16 protein-coding genes are annotated in these 20,238 nt (G+C 55.2%); 8 read left to right on the forward strand and 8 right to left on the reverse strand.

Annotation, left to right across the window (positions count from 1 at the left end; genetic code table 11):
- Window position 1: 1 nt before the first annotated feature.
- The 5 genes from nhaC (at window position 2) to rlmF (ending at window position 5,169) form a co-directional block, all read left to right on the forward strand.
- Entirely contained in the window at window positions 2-1,453 is a 1,452-nt protein-coding gene (gene nhaC, locus ACN0UH_RS00680; protein WP_417660244.1) for a Na+/H+ antiporter NhaC, read from the forward strand.
- Between the two features lie 343 nt (window positions 1,454-1,796).
- Complete coding sequence (gene nhaD / locus ACN0UH_RS00685; RefSeq protein WP_417660245.1) at window positions 1,797-3,173, forward strand: sodium:proton antiporter NhaD; 1,377 nt, start codon at window positions 1,797-1,799, stop codon at window positions 3,171-3,173.
- Window positions 3,174-3,197: 24 nt separating this feature from the next.
- Complete coding sequence (locus tag ACN0UH_RS00690) at window positions 3,198-3,500, forward strand: winged helix-turn-helix domain-containing protein (protein WP_417660246.1); 303 nt, start codon at window positions 3,198-3,200, stop codon at window positions 3,498-3,500.
- Between the two features lie 19 nt (window positions 3,501-3,519).
- Complete coding sequence (locus ACN0UH_RS00695) at window positions 3,520-4,080, forward strand: VTT domain-containing protein (RefSeq protein WP_417660247.1); 561 nt, start codon at window positions 3,520-3,522, stop codon at window positions 4,078-4,080.
- A gap of 72 nt (window positions 4,081-4,152) precedes the next feature.
- Window positions 4,153-5,169 (forward strand): 23S rRNA (adenine(1618)-N(6))-methyltransferase RlmF, encoded by a 1,017-nt coding sequence (rlmF, locus tag ACN0UH_RS00700; RefSeq protein ID WP_417660248.1) that lies wholly within the window; start codon window positions 4,153-4,155, stop codon window positions 5,167-5,169.
- 30 nt (window positions 5,170-5,199) lie between these two features.
- Here the strand turns inward: rlmF and ACN0UH_RS00705 are convergent, their stop codons facing one another.
- Both ACN0UH_RS00705 and ACN0UH_RS00710 read right to left on the reverse strand, forming a co-directional pair.
- Window positions 5,200-5,658, reverse strand: a complete 459-nt coding sequence (locus ACN0UH_RS00705; protein WP_417660249.1) for a GNAT family N-acetyltransferase — start codon at window positions 5,656-5,658, stop codon at window positions 5,200-5,202.
- Between the two features lie 72 nt (window positions 5,659-5,730).
- Window positions 5,731-6,036, reverse strand: coding sequence for a YceK/YidQ family lipoprotein (locus ACN0UH_RS00710; RefSeq protein WP_417660250.1), 306 nt, complete (start codon window positions 6,034-6,036; stop codon window positions 5,731-5,733).
- Between the two features lie 281 nt (window positions 6,037-6,317).
- Here ACN0UH_RS00710 and ACN0UH_RS00715 point away from each other — a divergent pair, with 281 nt between their 5' ends.
- On the forward strand, window positions 6,318-8,027 hold the full coding sequence (locus tag ACN0UH_RS00715) for an amidase (protein ID WP_417660251.1): 1,710 nt from the start codon (window positions 6,318-6,320) through the stop codon (window positions 8,025-8,027).
- 171 nt (window positions 8,028-8,198) lie between these two features.
- Window positions 8,199-9,095 carry a LysR family transcriptional regulator gene (locus ACN0UH_RS00720; RefSeq protein WP_417660252.1) on the forward strand — a complete coding sequence of 299 codons (897 nt, stop codon included), beginning with the start codon at window positions 8,199-8,201 and terminating at the stop codon, window positions 9,093-9,095.
- Window positions 9,096-9,107: 12 nt separating this feature from the next.
- On the opposite strand, the gene ACN0UH_RS00725 is transcribed toward ACN0UH_RS00720, so the two are convergent.
- From ACN0UH_RS00725 to ACN0UH_RS00750, 6 genes are all read right to left on the reverse strand, one after another.
- The gene (locus ACN0UH_RS00725) at window positions 9,108-10,013 is read right to left on the reverse strand and encodes a CobW family GTP-binding protein (RefSeq protein ID WP_417660253.1); all 906 of its coding nucleotides are present in this window, start codon (window positions 10,011-10,013) and stop codon (window positions 9,108-9,110) included.
- Window positions 10,000-11,628, reverse strand: coding sequence for an amidohydrolase (locus ACN0UH_RS00730; RefSeq protein WP_417660254.1), 1,629 nt, complete (start codon window positions 11,626-11,628; stop codon window positions 10,000-10,002). The genes ACN0UH_RS00725 and ACN0UH_RS00730 overlap by 14 nt, the downstream gene beginning before the upstream one ends.
- Entirely contained in the window at window positions 11,625-13,037 is a 1,413-nt protein-coding gene (locus ACN0UH_RS00735) for a sodium/glutamate symporter (RefSeq protein ID WP_417660255.1), read from the reverse strand. The genes ACN0UH_RS00730 and ACN0UH_RS00735 overlap by 4 nt, the downstream gene beginning before the upstream one ends.
- Before the next feature lie 398 nt (window positions 13,038-13,435).
- The gene (locus ACN0UH_RS00740; RefSeq protein ID WP_417660256.1) at window positions 13,436-16,870 is read right to left on the reverse strand and encodes an SbcC/MukB-like Walker B domain-containing protein; all 3,435 of its coding nucleotides are present in this window, start codon (window positions 16,868-16,870) and stop codon (window positions 13,436-13,438) included.
- A gap of 214 nt (window positions 16,871-17,084) precedes the next feature.
- Window positions 17,085-18,299, reverse strand: coding sequence for an exonuclease subunit SbcD (sbcD, locus tag ACN0UH_RS00745; RefSeq protein ID WP_417660257.1), 1,215 nt, complete (start codon window positions 18,297-18,299; stop codon window positions 17,085-17,087).
- Between the two features lie 2 nt (window positions 18,300-18,301).
- Window positions 18,302-18,724, reverse strand: coding sequence for an Lrp/AsnC family transcriptional regulator (locus tag ACN0UH_RS00750; protein WP_417660258.1), 423 nt, complete (start codon window positions 18,722-18,724; stop codon window positions 18,302-18,304).
- A 183-nt stretch (window positions 18,725-18,907) separates the two neighbouring features.
- Between ACN0UH_RS00750 and yjeH the strand changes: the two genes are divergently transcribed.
- Complete coding sequence (gene yjeH, locus ACN0UH_RS00755) at window positions 18,908-20,182, forward strand: L-methionine/branched-chain amino acid transporter (RefSeq protein WP_339510846.1); 1,275 nt, start codon at window positions 18,908-18,910, stop codon at window positions 20,180-20,182.
- The last annotated feature ends 56 nt before the right edge of the window (window positions 20,183-20,238 follow it).

A 20,238-nucleotide genomic window follows, 5' to 3' on the forward strand; every position in this document is an offset into this window, starting at 1 on the left:
AATGTCTAACACTCGCTCCCCTTCCCTGCTCGATGCGCTGCTCCCTATCAGTGTATTGATCGTCCTGCTTGGCCTGTCGGTTTACCTGTTCGGTGACAGCTCCTCAAGCGGCCCCAATCAGATTGCCCTGATGAGCGCGGCCTTTGTCGCTGGTCTGGTCGGCATGAAAAACGGTTTTCGCTGGGCGGATATCGAAGATGGCATCCTCGCCGGTATTCATCTGGCGATGAAAGCCAACCTGATCCTGCTCGCCGTTGGCGCACTGATTGGCACATGGATTCTCGCAGGCACTGTGCCGACCATGATCTGGTTGGGTTTAAAGCTGATATCAGCCGAATACTTTTATGTCACCAGTTGCATTATCTGCGCCCTTACCGCGCTGTCGATTGGCAGCTCATGGACAGTCGCAGGCACCCTCGGCATTGGCTTGATGGGCGTGGCTTCGGGGCTGGGTCTTGACCCGGCGATTACCGCTGGGGCAATTATTTCCGGCGCCTATTTTGGCGACAAGCTCTCACCGCTGTCTGACACCACCAACCTGGCGCCCGCCGCGGCCGGTGCCGATCTGTTCGCGCATATCCGTTTAATGCTGCGCACCAGCGTACCGGCGCTGGCCATTGCTCTGGTGATTTTCTTTGTACTGGGCCAACAAGCATCGGCAAGCCACGACACCGGGCGCATCGCTCAGGTGCTCGATGCACTTGAAAGCCAATTCACTCTCGGCTGGCATTTGCTGTTACCGGTCGCATTTTTGTTATTTCTGGCGGTGCGGCAATGGGCAGCCTTCCCGGCGATCTTTCTCGGTGCATTGCTCGGCGCGGTGTTTGCGCTGATTTTTCAACCCGAGGTCATGAGCCGTCTGGCAGACCCAAGCGCAGGCAATTTAGCCGCCTTGAAAACGGTGTGGACGGCATTGTTTGCTGGTTACGAGTCGCACAGTGGTAATGAGGCGCTCGATGGCCTGCTCTCCAAAGGCGGCATGGGCAGTATGTTGACCACGGTCTGGTTGATCATCTGTGCGATGTGCTTTGGCGGTGTTCTGGAAAAACTCGGGCTGCTGCAGCGCCTGCTGGAAAGCACTATTCATCTGGCCAAGAGCACCAGCAGCCTGATCGCCAGCACGGTCGTCACTACCATCGGCACCAATATCGTGACTGCCGACCAATATATCGCGCTGGTCTTGCCGGGCCGCATGTACCGCGCCGAGTATGAAAAGCGCGGCATCAAGCCGGTTTACCTGTCACGAGCACTGGAGGATGGCGGCACGCTGACCTCGGTATTGGTGCCGTGGAACACTTGTGGCGCCTACATGGCCGCGACACTGGGTGTATCGACGCTGACGTATTTACCCTACTGTTTCTTCAATCTACTGATGCCGCTGCTGGCAATCAGCTTGGCATTTATTGCCCCTGCACCAACAAATGCTTTAGCGGCAAAACCACATACGAATTAACTGGCCAACATACGGTGCAGGTCTCATGCGAAGCAGACCTGCACTGGCTTGCGCAAACGCAAGGGCAAAATTCCGCCACCCAGAACAACTTTTGCAGATAAACCCCTTCCCATACAGACCGCTAATCAGGCATCTTCTACCCCCGCATCAAGAGCCCTCGGCGTTTAAACGCTGGTAAAAAGCCCAGGTTCCGTACGCATTTTCCGCATGAAGATCAGGCAGCAGCTCCCACGCAACAAGCTAAAACGCTTGACGTGTTGTGTGCAGAAAACCGCCTTTGCCTGCAACTTGATTGTTGGCTGCAGAAGATCACCCGTACGGACCGAACTCTGGAATTCTGATCATGTATGTGTTGATGGCGTGTGTTTTTGTACTTGGCTATCTGTGTATTGCTTTTGAGCATCCACTGAAAATCGATAAAGCCGCATCGGCACTGCTGACCGCAGTTATTTGCTGGACTGTATTGGTGATGGGTGCAGATGCAATTCTGCCGGCCATTACCAATATCAACGTTACGCACGGCGACAACTCGGGTTATGTCGTTCATCAGTTGCGTGAGCATCTCGGCGAGATCTCCGAGATATTGTTCTTCTTGCTCGGCGCCATGGTCATAGTCGAGCTTATCGACGCCCACGAAGGCTTTAAAGCCGTCACCGACCACATCAAAACCAATAAGCGGGTAAACCTGCTATGGCTGGTCGGCATATTGACCTTCTTCCTGTCGGCTGCACTGGATAACCTGACCACCACCATTGTCATGGTTTCACTGCTGCGCAAACTGGTTGATGACCAAAAGGATCGCTGGTTCTTCGCCGGTATCGTGGTGATTGCCGCAAACGCTGGCGGCGCGTGGTCGCCAATTGGGGATGTGACCACCACCATGCTCTGGATTGGCGGACAGATCAGTGCCAGCAGCATCATCGTCAACCTGTTCATCCCAAGTCTGGTGTGCTTGATGGTGCCGCTGATTTACCTGAGCTTCCGCCTCAAAGGCGAAGTCGAGCGCCCGCCTGAATACGAGTCGCTGGAAAGCCATCGTGACCCAACCACCCCCTTCGAGCGCAATCTGGTACTGGGTATTGGCCTTGGCTCATTGCTGTTCGTGCCGATCTTCAAATCTGTAACCCACTTGCCGCCCTATATGGGCATCCTGTTCGGACTGGGCGTCATGTGGGTGGTGACCGAGATCATTCACCGCGGCAAAAACTCGGAAGAAAAACACCCGCTATCGGTGATTGGCGTGTTGCGCCGCATCGACACAACCAGCGTGCTGTTCTTCCTCGGGATTTTGCTGGCTGTCTCCAGCCTGGCCACTGCCGGTCACTTGGCCCAAGTCGCCATTGCCCTGAAAGAAAGCCTGGGCAATATTTACGCAATCAACATTGCCATCGGCCTGCTTTCATCGGTAGTCGACAACGTGCCGCTGGTTGCAGGCGCGATGAAAATGTATCCGCTGGTGAGCCCAGTGGCGATCGCCAGTGCCAGCAGCGATGTCAGTTGGCTGCAAAGCTTCACGATGAATGGTCAGTTCTGGGAATTGCTGGCGTATTGCGCAGGCACTGGCGGCAGCTGTTTGATCATTGGTTCGGCCGCTGGGGTTGCGGCGATGGGTATGGAGCGAATCAACTTTATCTGGTACCTGAAAACCATCAGCCTGTTGGCATTTCTAGGCTACATTGCCGGTGCCGCGAGCTATATTGCGATCGCCACACTGGCCTAGTATTTCGACCTGAAGGAACAGCGCATGCAGCAGGAGATCAGCAAAACCAAAAGCAGTTTTTACCGGCGTCTATATGTCGCCTGGCTGATCGACTCTGGCAGCGCGGCGAGTATTCCAGCGCTTATGGAGACGACAGGCATGCCCCGACGCACGGCCCAGGACACGCTGAACGCCTTGGCTGAACTGGATATTATCTGTGAGTTTGAACAACAGCCCGGCACCCGCAATAACGCCGGGCATTATGTCATCCGCAACTGGGGTGCCATCGACAAAAGCTGGATTGGCGCTAACCTCACAGCCATCAAGCAAGCCCTCAACTATCCATAGTCATCACCTGGGAAGCTAAATGAGCGGACGCAAACGCATACTCCTGGTTGTGCTGGTTTTAATCGCTTTGTTTGCATTGTTCGAAGCTTTGGGCATCCGCCAGCAATTCAGTCTTGAAGCCGTTAAGTCGGTCATCATGACGCACAAGTTCGCAGGCATATTGCTGTTTGCCCTGCTGTTCGCCCTTGGCAATCTGATCCAAATTCCTGGCTGGATATTTCTGGCCGCCGCAGTCCTCGCGCTTGGCCGGCTCTGGGGTGGCGTGGCCACCTATGTCGCCGCCTGTTTCTCTTGCATGCTGACCTATTTGAGCATCCGTTATATCGGTGGCAATGCCCTGCGCGAAATCGATAATCGGCTGGCCAAGCGGCTGCTGGCGGGTTTGGATAAACATCCACTCATGAGCATCATTGCCCTGCGCATGCTTATGCAAACACTTCCGGCGCTGAACTACACACTCGCTCTGTCGGGTGTGCGCATGCGTCACTATGTGCTCGGCACACTGCTTGGTTTGCCGTTGCCGATTGCGCTGTACTGCATTTTCTTCGATTACCTGGCACAGGTGCTGCACATCAGTTAAATCGCAAGACTGCTGGCGATTGCTGGCTCAATATGAATAATGCCCCGCTCGCCACCTTGTTTACGGATTACCATGTCTCGCCCACCTGCACGCCCCGCGGCTAAAAAGCCGGCCACTAAAAAACCAGCCGCCGAAAAAGCTGATCAAGCCAAGGGGCAACTGCATCCGCGTAACCGTCATCAAGGTCGCTATGACTTCCCGGCGTTGATCCAAGCCAGCCCCGAACTTGCTAACTTCATGATCATTAATCCGTATGGCAAGGAAAGTATCGACTTCGCCAACCCCGACGCAGTGAAGGTGTTCAACCGCGCCCTGCTCAAGCAGTTCTATGGGATTAAACATTGGGATATTCCCGCAGATTACCTGTGCCCGCCGATTCCGGGGCGCGCTGATTACCTGCATTACCTGGCTGACTTGCTGGGGAAAAGTAACGCCGGAGAAATACCGCGTGGCGCGCACATCAAAGCGCTGGATATCGGTGTAGGCGCCAACTGCATTTATCCATTGCTCGGCCACTGCGAATACAACTGGCAATTTGTCGGTTCAGACATCGCCAGCAATGCAATCGACTCGGCACGCGCCATTATCGACGCTAACCCCGGCCTCGACGCGGCCATTGAGCTGCGCCTGCAAACAGACAGCAACCATATTCTGGACGGTCTGATCAGCAGCGATGATCGCTTCGACATCACATTGTGTAATCCACCGTTCCACGCCTCAGCCGATGAAGCAACACGCGGCAGCACCCGCAAATGGCGCAACTTGGGCAAACTCGACCCCAAGCGCAAATTACCGGTGCTGAACTTTGGTGGCCAAGCGGCAGAGTTGTGGTGCAAAGGTGGTGAGGCTGCATTTGTCGCCCGCTTGATCAACGAAAGCATCAACCATGCACAGCAGGTGTTTTGGTTTAGCACCTTGATATCCAAAGCAGGCAACCTCGGCGGAGTTTACAGCGCACTCAACAAGATCGGCGCACAAGAAGTCCGCACCGTGGAAATGGCTCAGGGGCAAAAACAAAGCCGGTTTGTTGCCTGGACATTTTTAAGCAAAGAGCAACAAGCAGTGTGGATTAACAGCCGCTGGCGCTAAGCCAAGAGCTGCGCTACGTTTTAGCAGTGGCTACAGCTCTCGCGACATCAGCCACTGTTCTTTGCCCCAGCCTTCAAAACGGTCCAGCACATTCCAGCCGCGTTTGGCGTAGTAATCGCTTTTGTCGTGGGTATGCAAATACAGGGTTGTGATTCCTGAGTCTCGTGCATGGTCGCAAATCTCCTCGATCAACCGGGCGGCCAAGCCTTGGCCGCGCGCCTCTGGCGCAACCAATACACAGGCAAGCCAAGGTCCGAGATCGGGGCGGCTGGATAAATCATCCTGAGCGAGCGCCGCACCACCGAGCAATTGATCGCCATCGGTGACAATCAAGGACTTCCAGCTGCCATCGGCCTGCCCCGCCGCAAACTCCTGCTGCCACTGAGCGAGACTTTGCCCGACGTACTCATAGCTGAACTGTTGATACAGGCGCTCGGCCATTGTGTCGCAGTGATGCATCTGATTTTCCAGCCAGTCCACACGTAGCATAAAGAGCTCTATTGGTTGAGGGATTTTGTTGGCGGATGAACAACACCCGATAAGTCATATAACGCCAAGCAGCTACTTGGCTTCGTCTTCAGCTTGCCTGTTGATTGCATCGACCGGCAGTAAAAGTGTATCCACTGCAATATCCACCGGCAGTGAAACAACAGTAAAAATCGGGCATACGATCATGTAATAACAAACAACTGGGAGTACGGAGTTTTCGCTATTTGCACGGTAGAATCCCACCGACAGCAAGTCAGACTTGGTGCCCCGGTAATACTCATTTTTAAAAAATCCGTTTGCTGATCGTTCAAGCACTGTTCCACAAGCGGTTAATGAAAACAAAACCACCAATACAATCCCTGTGCGCAACATAGTCATCAGCCAAATTCCCTTTATTGTTTTTTACTCAAGCTATCAGCTCGCTCGAAGGATAGAGAATCGAGTTGCGCAGCAACAGCTGCGTCATTTAAATGGGCAAAGAACGATGGATGCAAACTTGCTTCGTCGCCACATCCATTCGGATTGATCTGTGGCTCGGCGACTCGCCTACTGATCAATTAAGCAATTCGCTAAACAAGGCCAGACGCTAGCGTTAAGATACCCAGATGGCGCAGCATAATACCCCGCAGCACAACCCACCTGCCGCCCGTGGAGCCAGCATGATTGAAGTAACCGAAGTGTCCATTGCCGAGTTGCGCGCCGCGCTTGAATCCGGCCAAACAACCGCGGTTGAGCTTGTTCAAGCTTACCTTGAGCGAATTGCTGCCTACGACGGTGCAGACACACCAACTGCGCTTAATGCGGTGGTGGTGCGCAACCCTGATGCGCTGAAAGAAGCCCAGGCCTCGGATGAACGCCGCGCCCAGGGCGAAACCCTCGGCCCGCTTGACGGCATCCCTTATACAGCCAAAGACAGTTACTTGGTAAAAGGCCTCACCGCCGCCTCTGGCAGCCCAGCGTTCAAGGACCTGATTGCTTACCGCGATGCCTTCACCGTGGAGCGTCTGCGCGCTGCCGGGGCTATTTGCCTGGGCAAGACCAATATGCCGCCCATGGCCAACGGCGGCATGCAACGCGGCGTGTATGGCCGTGCTGAAAGTCCGTATAACGGCGACTATCTGACCGCGCCTTTTGCCTCTGGCTCATCCAATGGCGCAGGCACGGCAACGGCTGCCAGCTTCGCAGCCTTTGGTCTCGCTGAAGAGACTTGGTCCAGCGGTCGCGGCCCTGCATCTAATAACGGTTTGTGCGCCTATACGCCCTCGCGTGGTGTTATTTCAGTGCGCGGCAATTGGCCATTAACCCCCACCATGGATGTGGTCGTGCCGTATGCCCGGACCATGGCCGACCTGTTTGAGGTGCTCGACGTTATCGTCGCCGATGACCCAGACACACGCGGCGATCTCTGGAGGATGCAGCCTTGGGTACCAATCCCAGCGGCCTCATCGGTACGCCCTGTGGCCTACGCCAGCCTCGCCTCCAAGCCCGCTGCGCTAGCCGGTAAGCGTTTCGGCGTGCCGCGCATGTATATCAATGCCGATCCCGACGCTGGCACCTCGGAGAAACCGGGGATTGGCGGTCCAACTGGGCAGAAAATCATCACCCGCGACTCAATGATCGCGCTCTGGCAAGAGGCCCGAAAAAGCCTTGAAGCCGCTGGCGCCGAAGTGATCGAAGTCGATTTCCCAATGATATCCAATTGCGAAGGCGATCGCCCCGGCACGCCAACGGTATTCACCCGCGCCCAGATACCCAAGAACTACATGCACCATGAGTTGTGGGAGCTGTCGGCCTGGGCCTTTGATGATTTCCTGCAAGCTAACGGCGATCCCAAGCTGAATCGCTTGGCCGATGTCGATGGCCCGCAAATTTTCCCACACGACCCCGGCACACTGCCAAACCGAGAAGATGATCTGGCCGCAGGCATGGATGAATACGTACGCATGGCCAAGAGTGGAATTATTCCTTGGGATCAAATCACCACCCTGCCTGACGGCTTGCGTGCGCTTGAGCAGATTCGCAGCACTGATCTTGAGCAATGGATGGATCAACTCGGCCTTGATGCAGTGATTTTCCCAACAGTGGCCGACATTGGCCCAGCGGATGCGGACGTGAATATCAAGTCGGCAGATATAGCCTGGAGCAACGGTGTCTGGGTTGCCAACGGCAATCTCGCCATTCGTCACTTGGGCGTGCCGACGGTGACCGTTCCGATGGGAGTACTGGCCGACATCGGTATGCCTGCAGGGTTGACCTTTGCCGGTCGTGCCTATGACGACTCTGCGCTGCTTAGCCTGGCTTCTGCATACGAAGCCACCGGCTCGAAGCGCTTGATTCCACCGCGCACACCACCGCTGAAACAGCGCTAGTACACGTTGGCAAAAGTCATTAAGGGTCATGGCAGGCCCTTAATGACACCTTTGCATTCCATCAAGGCACGGTACTTGACCGCTGAGCATGGATTGAGCCTTTATCTAGAGCGAATGGCATTACCCGTATAAGATCAAAGCAATAGGTATTGATGCGTCAAGGGTATTACCATGCGGATTGATCTACGCCATCTACGCGCCTTCGAAGCGGTTGCCGAAGAACTGCATTTTCGCCGGGCAGCCGAGCGCCTGAACCTGGCGCAACCCGCGCTCAGCAGAACCATCCAGCAACTGGAGGAAAACGTAGGTGAAGTGCTGTTCTTACGTAGCAATCGGCGGGTTGAGTTAACCGAGGCTGGGCGAGTGTTTCTCGCAAGCAGCCGGACTATATTCGAGCAACTGGAAAACGCCGTACAGCAAGCCCGCAAGGCTGGTGCAGGGCAAATTGGTCAACTGCGTATCGGTTATACCGATTTTGCGGTGTCGGGCCAGTTGCCATCCATACTCGAAGGCTTTCATCGCAGCTATCCCGAGATCAGAGCAGAACTGATATTTGGCTCGACTCAGCAGCAACTTGAAATGCTTAACGAAGGTTCAATCGAGTTTGCTTTTGTTACCGGCCCACTGGTGGAGCCGAACATGGACAGCATCGAGGTCCAGCGCGACCGGTTTGTCGCCGCGTTATCACATCTTCACCCGCTTGCCAGCCGCTCAGAGATCGCACTTGCAGAACTGGCCAAAGAGCCATTCGTACTGGGCAGCATGAGCCATTGGGCCTACTTTCGCCGGCACCTGGATGCGCTGTGTCTGAGCGCAAATTTTTTACCCGAGGTTGCTCAAGAAGCGTTCAATAGCGAGGGTATCTTTGGCTTTGTCGCGGCCAATATTGGTGTGACCATTCACCTTGAGAGTTCAGCCAATTACAGCCGCAAAGGTGTGGTTGTGGTGCCGCTCAAGGATGTAAACACCCGCTTATGCACCTTGGCTGCCTGGTTAAAGACCGGCATAACGCCGGTCCAACAAAAGTTTATCGAATTTCTCAGGCAGTACCCTTCAAGTGGAAATTGAATCGCGGACACTCTAGGCAGCCTCAAATTGCGCCAGCTCGAATGCCAGTGCCTCAAAGCGTGGCCCTTTAATGCCGATGCAAACCAGCTGATTTACCGCCGGATCACGCCGCGCGGGTAACCAGCTGGGCACGCCACCACTCAACTGAAAAACTTGGGCCGTCTGTTGCCCTGTCCGCGCCAGGATGCCCTTGGCGCGCAGCACAACATCGGAATATTGCCGCAGTAACTGCTCCAACCGCTCGCCATCGATTGCACCGCGATAGCTCAGGCTGACCGAACCCCATGCCATGTCACGACTTTGGTTCTGAGCTGCTGCAGGCGTAAGAGAACGTACCGCGGGCCGGTGTACAGACGCCCCAGCATCGGTGTTAAGCCATGCAGCTGGATTGATAGGTTTAAGCAGCTCAAATGCTTGGATGTATGCCTCAGAGTTCGCCGGAGGCAGACGATTAACAACGACTTGATCCGCTCCGGCAATTTGTGACCGCCAGACATCTGCTGTGTAACGATCCCCGGCATGCCTGGTGATTTGACTGCCATCAACCAGACAAATCACCGAGGCCAGCCGCATCTGGCGTGAAGTTCTGCCGATATCAGCAATGCGTGCCGGCTCCGCGACACCGCTTGCTTCAATATAGATTGCAGCAGGACGCGGCTCCAAACGCATAGCTTGAGCCAGCTGCTCAGCCAAGGTGCCGCCAAGCGTGCAGCAAATGCAGCCATTACCCAGTCTCAAAATCTGTTCGTCACGGTATTCGATAAGCTCGGCGTCGATATTGATGTCACCAAAGTCGTTAACCACGATCAAACTGTCGCGGGGTAAGCCCTGACGAATCAAACTATTGAGATGCGTGGTCTTGCCCGCGCCGAGAAAGCCGGTGATCACGGTAAAGGGCACAGGCTCAGGTGTCGGCATTGACCTTTCCTCCAAGCACCGTCGCCAGTACAGCAATATGACGCAACTGGGCGGGTTCGACAGTTAGCGGATCTTGATCGAGCACAACCATATCCGCGAACTTACCCACTTCAAGACTGCCGACTAGATGATCAAGGCGCAGCGTATATGCCGCGCCGAGGGTGATCATTTCAAGCGCCTCGCCAACTGTGACGCGCTCATGTTCACCGAGTACTTCGCCTGACGCACTTTCTCGCATCACTGCGCACCACGCGGTAAACAGTGGTCCCAAAGGTGTCACGGGGGCATCGCTGTGCACCGCCGTCGGAATCCCCAAGCGCCGCGCTGACGCCAAGGGTTCAAGCCTGCGGCTGCGTTCAAACCCTAGCGTGCGGCTACGGTGTATGTCGCCCCAGTAATAGAGGTGATTGGCGAACATATTCAGGCACAGGCCGAGTTTGGCAGTGCGTCGCAGTTGGGCGTGATCGATGACTTGGCAGTGCTGCAACGTGTGCCGGTGATCAGCACGAGGCCACATATCCAAGGCCTCCTCAACCGCATCCAGCATCAACTCAACAGCCTCATCGCCGTTGGTATGAATGTGCAGTTGCAGACCTGCTTGATGGTAAACCTGAACCATTTTGCGCAGCGCTTCGGGAGGCGCATTCCAAATACCATTTGGATGGCCATCGTGGTAATACGGCCACTTCATACGTGCTGTATAGCCCTGAATAGAGCCGTCTGTCATCATCTTGACCAAGCCAAAGTGCAGCTTGTCACTGTTCAGCTCAATGCAGCGATGTAATCGCTTTACACCTTGCTCCGGAGTCCACGCCAGAGCACTCATCGCGGGCACCAAGCGGACTGGAAAGTCATCTGCCGATGTCACTTCCTGCAACGCGGCGATGCCTTCATCAGTCAGTGGATTGTAGAGGTCTGTGATAGTGGTGACCCCAACATTACGCGCAACTTTGCCGTAGCGTTGCAATGTGTGAGACGCCGATACGGCTTCAAACAGGTTGAGCCCCAAGGTTTCAAAAACGGCGTGCATGGCTGCCATTTCCTGTAACTCGCCGTTGGGCTGGCCAGCAGCGTCCAGCATGATGCCTTCAACCCCAGAATGCTGCTGGAGGTTGGATAATTCGAGCATCTGCGTGTTTACGGACATCACATGCAAGCTCGCATGCATCACGATCACCGGTCGATCACTGACCGCGGCATCCAACACTCGGCGGTCAAGTCGATCGCCCTCGAAGTAAACAGGATCAAAACCCCATGCAATTAGTGGCTCACCAGCGGGGAGCAACGCTGCGCCCTCACGCAGACGGTCTTGCATCGCCGCAATACTGTTGGCACCCGGCCAGTTCAAACCATCTGGGTCAACCCGGTCAAAGTAACCAAGATAAAGGTAACTCCACATCGCACCTTCAAGGGCATGGCTGTGCCCCTCAACAAAGCCCGGCAGAATAATATTCTCGGCAAAGCGTTGATCAAGGGTGTACTCGCCCAATTCATCCATCGTTGCCAGCGGGCCGACGCTCAGGACCCGACCATCGCGCACCGCTATATGAGTAGCCTCGGGTTGCGACGGGTTCATGGTCAGAATGCGTTTGGCGGCGTAGACGGTAATGCTCATGAGCAGGACTCCTTACCCTGTAACGGAGGCATGGTTGATAGTTGTGGGCGGCGCAGCATTAACAACGGAATGGCCGCGAGAAAGATAAGTGCCGTACCGCCAAAGACCAGGAAGTAAGTCCAGCCACCCAACGAGGGCACCAGCGGCGCAAAGAAGAACAATATGTGGAAATTGGTGACGATGATGGCCAAATTGAAGAAGGCCAACTCCTTGGGCACCGAGGTGCTGAAATCCGCATCCATCATGCGCAATAACAGCAAGCCGGTACCGGTCGAGCCACAACAGCAACCAAATGCCGTGAGCGCCCTTTCCCTGCCCAAGACCCCGCTCAATCTGCCGAGCAACAAACAGCCAATCAGCGTGGCGATGGTTACCGCCAACGTAACCAACATGATTGGTGTCAACAGGTCATAAAGCACCGTGAACTGAATGCTCATCAAGGTGCCGACCACCATAAAATCCACCGAGGAACCGGTGATCCGCTTGAGGGTTTCATCATCCACACGATGCGACAAGCCCAAGCGATCAATACAAAGGCGCATCAAGACGCAAACCGCCAAACCATGGACAAAGAACATATTGAAGCTGAACAAAACGGAGAGGTTGATACCACCAAGCGTTAAGCCTGCAACTTGTGCCTGGATAAAGTTCAGCCACAGGTAGGTAATCAAATAAGCAACCCCAAGTAACCCGAGGTGATAACCCAGTGAGTCGAGATTCGCCGGATGCGAAATCATTTTTCCGCTACTTGGCGCGGTCTCAGCGCTATAGAAGCCCGACTTGAAGTCGTCGCCAATGTTTGATGCTTTATTGGCATTACGGCCACTGCGGATAAACTTCTTCGCCACTGGCACACCGATCACAAAAGCCACCAAAAAACCCAGTGACGCGTAAATCATACCCACTTGAGCGGCGTTCTCAACGCCATACTGACTTTCCCAGATACCGCCATAGGTCAGCGCCTGGCCCGGCCCCTGAGTAAAACCATGGGTCACAATCGCGCCCAGCCATGCGCTGGTATTGGAACCCGTCGCAGCGTCGTAGGCGACTATCACCAAATAGCCGATAACCCCTTGCAGGCCAAGGCTGATGGTCCAGATAAAGGTCAGCCAAAGCCCGCCACGCACAACGCTGCCCCCGGAAAGCGAGGCATTTTTGCTCTTACCGGTCAGGCACAGGGACATAAAGCTAAGGGTGAAAAAATGAAATGTCAGGGTTTGGAAATCATCCGCCTCAAACCCGGGAATTAAACCCAGGGATAACAAGATGAAGCCAATAACGCCGCCAATAATGCTGGCTGGCGCCAGAGAACTGCGGAGCAAACCGATTCGATTACGCAAGACACTGCCCAGCAACAACATGCTGGCGAGCAAGGCGAAAGCCATTACTCCGTGGAATGTACTTTCCATTGTCAGTCCTCTACATATGCTTATTCTTGGAATGGCAGATAGACGTTGTTGCGATGTTTTTTGTGAGTCGTGGCTCACTTATTGTTCTGTTTCACTGTCACTTGAAACTGTCTGTTATCGACTGCCAGCAGAGCGACGAGCAGGCCTCAAAATCACGACAGCACAGCAAACTTAAAACGCTGGTGATGATTTGTATAATATCAATTAGGCAACAATTGATACCTAACAGGCATCACTCGCATTCTGCTTTATCAAGCGCAATCGGCCTAGGATTCAGATATAAAGCAAGAAAAGCAGCGCCACAGGCCTGTAACGGGCGCGCTGTAGCAAGTCGGATTACGGGGAAAGAAGATGTGATCCCGAAAACGGCATGATGACATTGGGAAATTACTTCAGCTTCACACGGCGAAGCGTTTATCCAAACCGCTGTAGCCCATGCCGATGCCTTTATGCACTTTTAGCTGCACGGGAATGCGCTCCTTCAGCGCTTCGACATGGCTGATGACACCAATCATCTTGCCGCTGGCGTTCAGGCTGTCCAGTGCATCAAGCGCCACTTCCAGCGTCTCACCGTCGAGTGTGCCGAAACCTTCATCGAGAAACAGTGAATCGATACTGGTCTTGTGGCTGACCAGATCCGACAGCGCCAGCGCCAGCGCCAAACTGACCAGAAAGCTCTCGCCGCCGGACAAGGTCTTGGTATCACGCGCGACATCGGCCTGCCAGGTATCAATTACTTCAAGCTCCAACTCACCCTGAGTTTTACGCCCTAACTGATAGCGGCCATGCAGGCGCTCAAGTTGTTGATTGGCCAGATAGACCAAGTGATCAAGCGTCAGGCCTTGTGCGAACTTGCGGAATTTTGCGCCATCAGCCGAGCCGATCAAACTGTTGAGTTGTTGCCATAAATCGTAATCACTTTGCTGCGCGGCAATCTGCGCAAACAGCCCTTGCTGACTTTCACGGCGCGCATCATCACCTTGAATCTGAGCGCGTATCTCGCCGCGGCGTTCGGTCAAGGTTTTGAGTTCACCGCTGAGCGTTTGCAGATTAACCAATAACTGATCATCGCCGACCTCGTTAAACAGTGCTGCTTGCTCAGTGGCTTGCAGGGCGCTAATGCGCTGCTCACAATCCTGCTCCAGCGCCTGCGCGGCAGTAATATCGTGGGTTAGACGCTGCAATAACTCGCGCAACGCTTGACGCTGTTGATCATCAAGCACGGCGGCTAGAAATTCCGTTTCGTCAGCAAAGGGGCTGGCCGTGAGTGCGGCTTGCCAGGCCTCAGCCTGCTGCAACTGCTCTTGCTGCTCGTCCTCAATTCGCTGGAGTACGGTTTGCAATTGCCCCTGCAACTGATCGCGCTGCTGCTGGGCGGGTTGCCAAGCGCTCTGCAAGCCCTGCAGCTGCGCTTGCGGTTGAGCAACGGGAGATAACTCTACACGATCATCCTCGCCTTGCTCGACCCAGCGTTGTTGCCAACTCTGCGCCTGTTCTTGCGCCTGCTGCACCAAGTGCTGCTGCTCTTTGATCTGACTACTGAGCTGCTGGCTCTGCTCTTGGTCACCACGCCAATCTTGCCAAGCCTGCTGTTGCTCTTGCAGCCAGTGTTGTGGGTCGTCTGGCAAGGTGTAGCCTAAGGCTTGCAAACTGCTGCGCAGATCGGCCAAACGATTTGCATGGTCGGACTCAAGCTTTTGCAGCGCGATAACGCTGTCTTGCTGACGTTGCTGCTGGTGGGTTTGCTGGGTCAGCAGCGCCTGTACCTGTGAAGCGCATTGATTGGCCTCACGCTCCGCCTGCATCTGCTGCTGAGCACTCTGTTGCGCAGCTTGCTTGAGCTGGTCGAGCTGAATCAAGCGCTGCTGTTGCTGCATCACATGCTGGCTATTTAGCTGCTGCGCGGCAATCACCTCATTGGCATCGCGAAGTGTCTGACCCAGCAGTTCGCAGCCTTGCTGCCAACGCAGATCGCAATCGGCAATGGCTTGTTCAGCAACGCCTATTTGCATTTGGTTTTGTTCGATTTGCGCCTTGGTCACTTCCAGCTTGGCACTTAGCGCTTCACCTTGATTGCGCACAGCATCTTGCTCAAGTTGCTTTGAGTGCAGTGCTTGTTCGGTTTCAGACAGGTTCAACGCCTGATATTCAGCGATCGCCGGATGGCTAAGCGAGCCGCATAACGGGCAGGCTTCATCAGGCTGCAGCGCCGCACGATAGTGCTCCAGTTGTTGGATACGCTGCTCTTGCTCAAGCAGCTTTTGCTTATCGCTAATCTGTTGTTTGAGGGCGACAAACTGACTGCGCAGCACATCACGCTGCAGGCTTAGTTCAGCTAGCTCACGTTGCCGAGTAGCAAGCTGGGCTTGCGCCTGGCTGTGTTGCTCAACATGTTGCTGACGCAGGTTTGCCAACGCCTCAAGATGCTCAAGTTGTCGAGCACGATCAGTCAGTTGCTGCGACTGCTCACGCAACGCGACATCTGTCTGTCCGGCTAAAAGCGTGTCGAGCTGTTGTTGCGCCAGTTTGGCGGCTTGCTCAGCCTGCGCTAGCCTGGTTTGGACAGTGCTTAGCGCCGCCTGATGCTGCGTCAGTTCACTGCTTAGCTGGCTCAAATGTTGGCTAATCTGCAGTTGCTTGGTTTGCTCCGAACCCTGCTCTTGCTGGTTTTGTCGTAACGCAGCAAATTGCTGCTGCCAGGCATTCAGATACTCGCCTAACTGCGCGCGCTGTGGCTGCGCCGCTATGCGCTGAGCAACCTGATCAGCACGCTGTTGCAACGTTACCAGCGTCTGCTGCTGAGTATTCAGCAGCTGTTGACTCAACTGCTGACCTTGCCAGGCGTCCTGACAAATCGAGTGCAACACAGCACCGTGTTGTTGACGTAATTGCTGAGCAAGTTGTTGGCTGGCGTGCAGTCGTTGGCTGATTTGTTGCTGCGCCTGGTAAAGCGGCTGTAACTGACTCGCCGGCTCGCTGGCGGTTAATCGCTGTAGCTGTGGCTGAGCATCGACCAACGCCTGTTGCGCGGTGCCAGCCTGCTGCTTCGCCCGCTGCAACTGCGTTTGCGCATTGAGCTTAGCTTCGCGCCATTGCTGTTGAGCCTGCAAGGCGTGTTGCTCAGCCACCCAGCGCTGCTCATCAAGGGTCAACCGTGCAACTTCTTCGGCTAGCGCTGCACGCTGCTCTGGGCTAAGCAACTCAACGCCTTCGGCCTTGGCTCGTAGTTGATCAAGCGCCGCCTTCACTTCACGGGTTTGCTCAAATACCCGCTGCGAAATCTGTCCGTAGATATCGGTGCCGGTGAGTTCTTCAAGTAGCTCGGCGCGCTGATTAGCGTTAGCCTCAAGAAAGGCGGCGAAGCCACCCTGAGCCAGCAACATCGACTTGGTAAAACGTTCAAAATCGAGCCCCGTGAGACGTTCGGTTTCACGTAGCTTCTCATTGATTTTATCGGTGACGATTTGCCCGCCAGCCATTTCAGCCAGCTCAACCTTCGGTGACTGCAACGCACCGTCGACCTTATCGCGGGAGCGGCGCTGGCTCCAGAACGCCCGGTACCCCACACCTTTCACTTCAAATTCGACTTCGGCCAAACATTCCGCGGTGTGCCGGGTCATCAACTCATTGCTGCTGGCAGATACCGTATTCATCCGCGGAGTGCGGTGATAAAGCGCCAAGCAGATAGCATCGAGCAAGGTGGTTTTACCGGCACCGGTTGGCCCGGTAATAGCGAATAACCCGTTGTCCCTGAACGGCTCAGCAGTGAAGTCGACCTTCCACTCGCCCTTGAGTGAGTTAAGGTTCTTAAGACGCAGGCTGAGGATTTTCATGCAGGGGTCACTGGCGGTGATGAACAGCTATTCTGGCATTTCCACGAGGTATTTGCAGGGGTTAGTCAGTGGGATGTTCAGGCTATTGGCTATTGATAAACACCGCTTTGGCAAATAGCTGTTTGAGCCATGGTGGACAAGCTTCGCGTTGTCGCACCCTACGGATTAAGTAGGTCTACGCCTAGCCCATCTGATCCAGAAAAAACCAGCCGTTCTATTCTCCCTGCAACTCTTCAAGTGTCTGTCGATACAGCGCAGTCAGTCTCACTTGCTCGGTCTTATCCAGTGTTTCGCTGCTCAAGCGTTGGGCGAAAACTTGTTCGGGGCTGAGTTCATCGAGGGTTTCTTTGGACTCGCTGAATAAGCTGGCAGACGCCGTACCGCGCTCACGACGGATGCGCAGTACTTCAACGGGCAACTCCTCACACATTGCGCCAATCCGCGTTTGCAGGTCACTCAGGTAATCATCGGTGCTGACTTGTATTTCCAGCCACACGGGCCGCTCACTCGAGCCTTGTTTTGCCGCGTCGAGAATCGCTGCTTGCAGCTCCTTGAGCGATCCACGCAGCGACAACAATGGCTGCACGCGGGGCACGGCCAGCGCCGTGATTTGCTGCAAGCCGTTACCATCGAGCTCAACCAGCAGGACTTCCTTTTGTTGCCGGGCTTCATCGAAGCTCAGCGCGATTGGAGAACCGCAATAGCGAATATGCTCAAGCCCGGCGACCTTCTGCGGGCGATGGATGTGCCCAAGGGCGATGTAGTCTGCCGCTGGAAACGCATTGGTTGGAAATGCCTCAAGCGCGCCCACGTAGATCTCACGCACCGACTCGCTGGCGCTGGCACCCACCGTAGTCAGATGGCCTGTGGCAATAATCGGTAAGTGACCGCCCAGCTCAGCCTGCTTGGCTTGAGCCAAATCAAACAGCGCTTGGTAATGCGCGGCGATCGCCTGTTGTAGCGACAACTGCTTTTCAGAGGCGCTCTGCCCTGCCTGGCTTTGCAGCACATCACGCGGGCGTATAAACGGAATACCACAAAGCAGCGCGCCTGGCGTTCCGTCACGCTGATTGAGCACCAGCAGTTGATCGACGATGTTTGCGCACACACCGGGAATTACCCGTGTATCGAGCTGCTCAAGCAAGGTCTTGCTTTCACCCAGCATCGCCACCGAGTCGTGGTTGCCACCCAGCACCACCAGTTCACAGCGGGCGCTGCGCAACTCGACGATAAAGCGATTGTATTGCTCACGTGCGTAACTCGGCGGCGCTCCGGTGTCGAATATGTCCCCGGCAATAATTAGCGCATCGACCTGATGCTCCAGCACTTGTTCGATCACCCAACTGCAAAACTGCTGATGTTCAAACTGGCGGGTCTTACCCATAAAGTGCTGGCCAAGGTGCCAGTCGGATGTGTGCAAAATACGCATGATCAGCTCATCACCCAGTCTTTGACTATTACGTGGGTTTTAACTTTTTGCATGCCGGGATAGTTTTCGATTTCACCGCGTATTTCGCTGAATCGTTGCATGCTCGGCGCTTCGATATAGACCAGCATGTCGGTTTCCCCGCTGATACCACTGCAGCGGCGAACTTCACTGAAGGCGCGCATGCGCTCAGCGTAGTTCTCGCAACGCCCACCGCTGTAAAACAATTCAAGATAGGCCTTGACCGCCACAGCCTCTGGTTCGACCAGGTGCGCGTGATAACCAAGAATGGTGCCGTTGTTTTCGAGTTGGCGAATACGCTCACCCACCGCTGAGCGCGAAAGGTTTATCTCACGCGCTATCTGGCTAACCGATAAGCGCGCATCACCGCGCAACAGCGAGATGATCTGTTGATCAAATTTGTCCACTTCAAACATCCCAGGCAAACAAGTTGACGACTATTTCCGCCATTTTGACGGCAACTACCGCCATTTCGAGCGGAGCCTAACACTGCCCGCCGATTTATTATTAAGGCGCCTCCAAGCAGCTCTAGACAGCACCTGTTAGCGTGCTGCGCCAGCGCCCAATGATTCGCCACCAGAGCATACCCCATGAGCCGTCTAAACCAAGAATTAAGCCTGCTGCAAGGTATAGGTTTACTCAGTACCTCGCTGCTTGGAACCGGGATATTTATTATTCCCGCACTGGCCGCAACCAGCGCCGGACAGGCATCGCTTTGGGCGTGGCTGATACTGATTGTGCTGGTATTGCCGGTGGCCTTCACCTTCGCCCAGCTCGGACGCCATTACCCCCATGCTGGCGGTGCGCCGCACCTGATTGGCCGGGCATTTGGCGCGCGCATGGAACGCGTCAGTGCCTTGCTGTTCCTCGCGGTTTTGCCTGTAGGTTTGCCGGCCGCACTGAATATTGCCAGCGGCTTCTGGCAAGCGCTGTTCGACCTTGATAGCAGCCAGTTGTTGATGGTCCAGCTCGGCACGCTTGGCCTGATCCTGCTGCTCGGCCAGCGCCCGGCCAAAGCCTCGGGCATGATCCAAAGCCTGATCGCCATGGCCATTATCCTGACCATTGGCTACATCTGGTGGGCCGGTGACTTGCCACGCAACAGCCAGCCACTGTTGCCGCAAAACAGCGACTGGAGCTTGATACCCGTCGCGCTTGGCGTGATGTTCTGGTGCTTTGTCGGCATCGAGGCTTTCACTCACATGGGTGAAGAGTTCAAGAATCCGCAGCGCGATTTCCCCATCGCCCTGCTGCTCGGGGTCTTGCTCGCGGGATTGGTTTATTGGGCCTGCTCGGTCGCGGTGCTGAGTTTCAATGTGTATGGCAACGTCAATACCGATGCCAGCTCGCTGCCTCGCATGCTGGATCTGTTGGCCGGTGACAAGGCCCGCTGGATTAGCGCCATCATCGGTTACCTGGCCTGTTTTGCCTCGATGAATGTCTATATCCAAGGCTTTTCACGGCTGATCTGGAGCCTGGCTGACGAGCAAAAACTGCCAGCCAGTCTGGCTCAGCGCAATAGCCACGGCGTCCCCAGCCGCGCCTTGCTTTTGGTGGTTCTGATCTGCGCCATTTGCGCAACGCTGGCATGGAGCCTGTCAATTTCCATAGACCAACTCATCCGCTACGCCAACGGCAACTTTATCCTTATCTACCTGTTGAGCATGGCCGCAGGTTGGTTGTTGCTGAACGGCATCTGGCGATGGCTTGCGGGCTTTAGCGCCGTGCTTTGCGCAATAGTGCTGGCGTTTCTCGGCACCGATGCAGGCTACGCGGTCGGCCTGCTGGCCGTGCTACTGGTGATCGACAAGCTAAACAGCTGGCGGCTTGGCCTAGCCGCAAAACAGCGCATGCTTCAGCCATAACCGATGCAGGCCCAACCGCCAGGGCCGTCGTCATAACGGCCTTGGCGCGAGGGCTC

Source organism: Pseudomonas sp. (genome assembly GCF_048265905.1).
Classification (GTDB): Bacteria; Pseudomonadota; Gammaproteobacteria; order Pseudomonadales; family Pseudomonadaceae; genus Aquipseudomonas.

What these genes read in the sequence shown, in the direction of transcription:
- nhaC (WP_417660244.1), top strand. Translation starts at nt 2, where the DNA reads ATGTCTAACACTCGCTCCCCTTCCCTGCTCGATGCGCTGCTCCCTATC.
- nhaD (WP_417660245.1), top strand. Translation starts at nt 1,797, where the DNA reads ATGTATGTGTTGATGGCGTGTGTTTTTGTACTTGGCTATCTGTGTATT.
- ACN0UH_RS00690 (WP_417660246.1), top strand. Translation starts at nt 3,198, where the DNA reads ATGCAGCAGGAGATCAGCAAAACCAAAAGCAGTTTTTACCGGCGTCTA.
- ACN0UH_RS00695 (WP_417660247.1), top strand. Translation starts at nt 3,520, where the DNA reads ATGAGCGGACGCAAACGCATACTCCTGGTTGTGCTGGTTTTAATCGCT.
- rlmF (WP_417660248.1), top strand. Translation starts at nt 4,153, where the DNA reads ATGTCTCGCCCACCTGCACGCCCCGCGGCTAAAAAGCCGGCCACTAAA.
- ACN0UH_RS00705 (WP_417660249.1), bottom strand. Translation starts at nt 5,658, where the DNA reads ATGCTACGTGTGGACTGGCTGGAAAATCAGATGCATCACTGCGACACA.
- ACN0UH_RS00710 (WP_417660250.1), bottom strand. Translation starts at nt 6,036, where the DNA reads ATGACTATGTTGCGCACAGGGATTGTATTGGTGGTTTTGTTTTCATTA.
- ACN0UH_RS00715 (WP_417660251.1), top strand. Translation starts at nt 6,318, where the DNA reads ATGATTGAAGTAACCGAAGTGTCCATTGCCGAGTTGCGCGCCGCGCTT.
- ACN0UH_RS00720 (WP_417660252.1), top strand. Translation starts at nt 8,199, where the DNA reads ATGCGGATTGATCTACGCCATCTACGCGCCTTCGAAGCGGTTGCCGAA.
- ACN0UH_RS00725 (WP_417660253.1), bottom strand. Translation starts at nt 10,013, where the DNA reads ATGCCGACACCTGAGCCTGTGCCCTTTACCGTGATCACCGGCTTTCTC.
- ACN0UH_RS00730 (WP_417660254.1), bottom strand. Translation starts at nt 11,628, where the DNA reads ATGAGCATTACCGTCTACGCCGCCAAACGCATTCTGACCATGAACCCG.
- ACN0UH_RS00735 (WP_417660255.1), bottom strand. Translation starts at nt 13,037, where the DNA reads ATGGAAAGTACATTCCACGGAGTAATGGCTTTCGCCTTGCTCGCCAGC.
- ACN0UH_RS00740 (WP_417660256.1), bottom strand. Translation starts at nt 16,870, where the DNA reads ATGAAAATCCTCAGCCTGCGTCTTAAGAACCTTAACTCACTCAAGGGC.
- sbcD (WP_417660257.1), bottom strand. Translation starts at nt 18,299, where the DNA reads ATGCGTATTTTGCACACATCCGACTGGCACCTTGGCCAGCACTTTATG.
- yjeH (WP_339510846.1), top strand. Translation starts at nt 18,908, where the DNA reads ATGAGCCGTCTAAACCAAGAATTAAGCCTGCTGCAAGGTATAGGTTTA.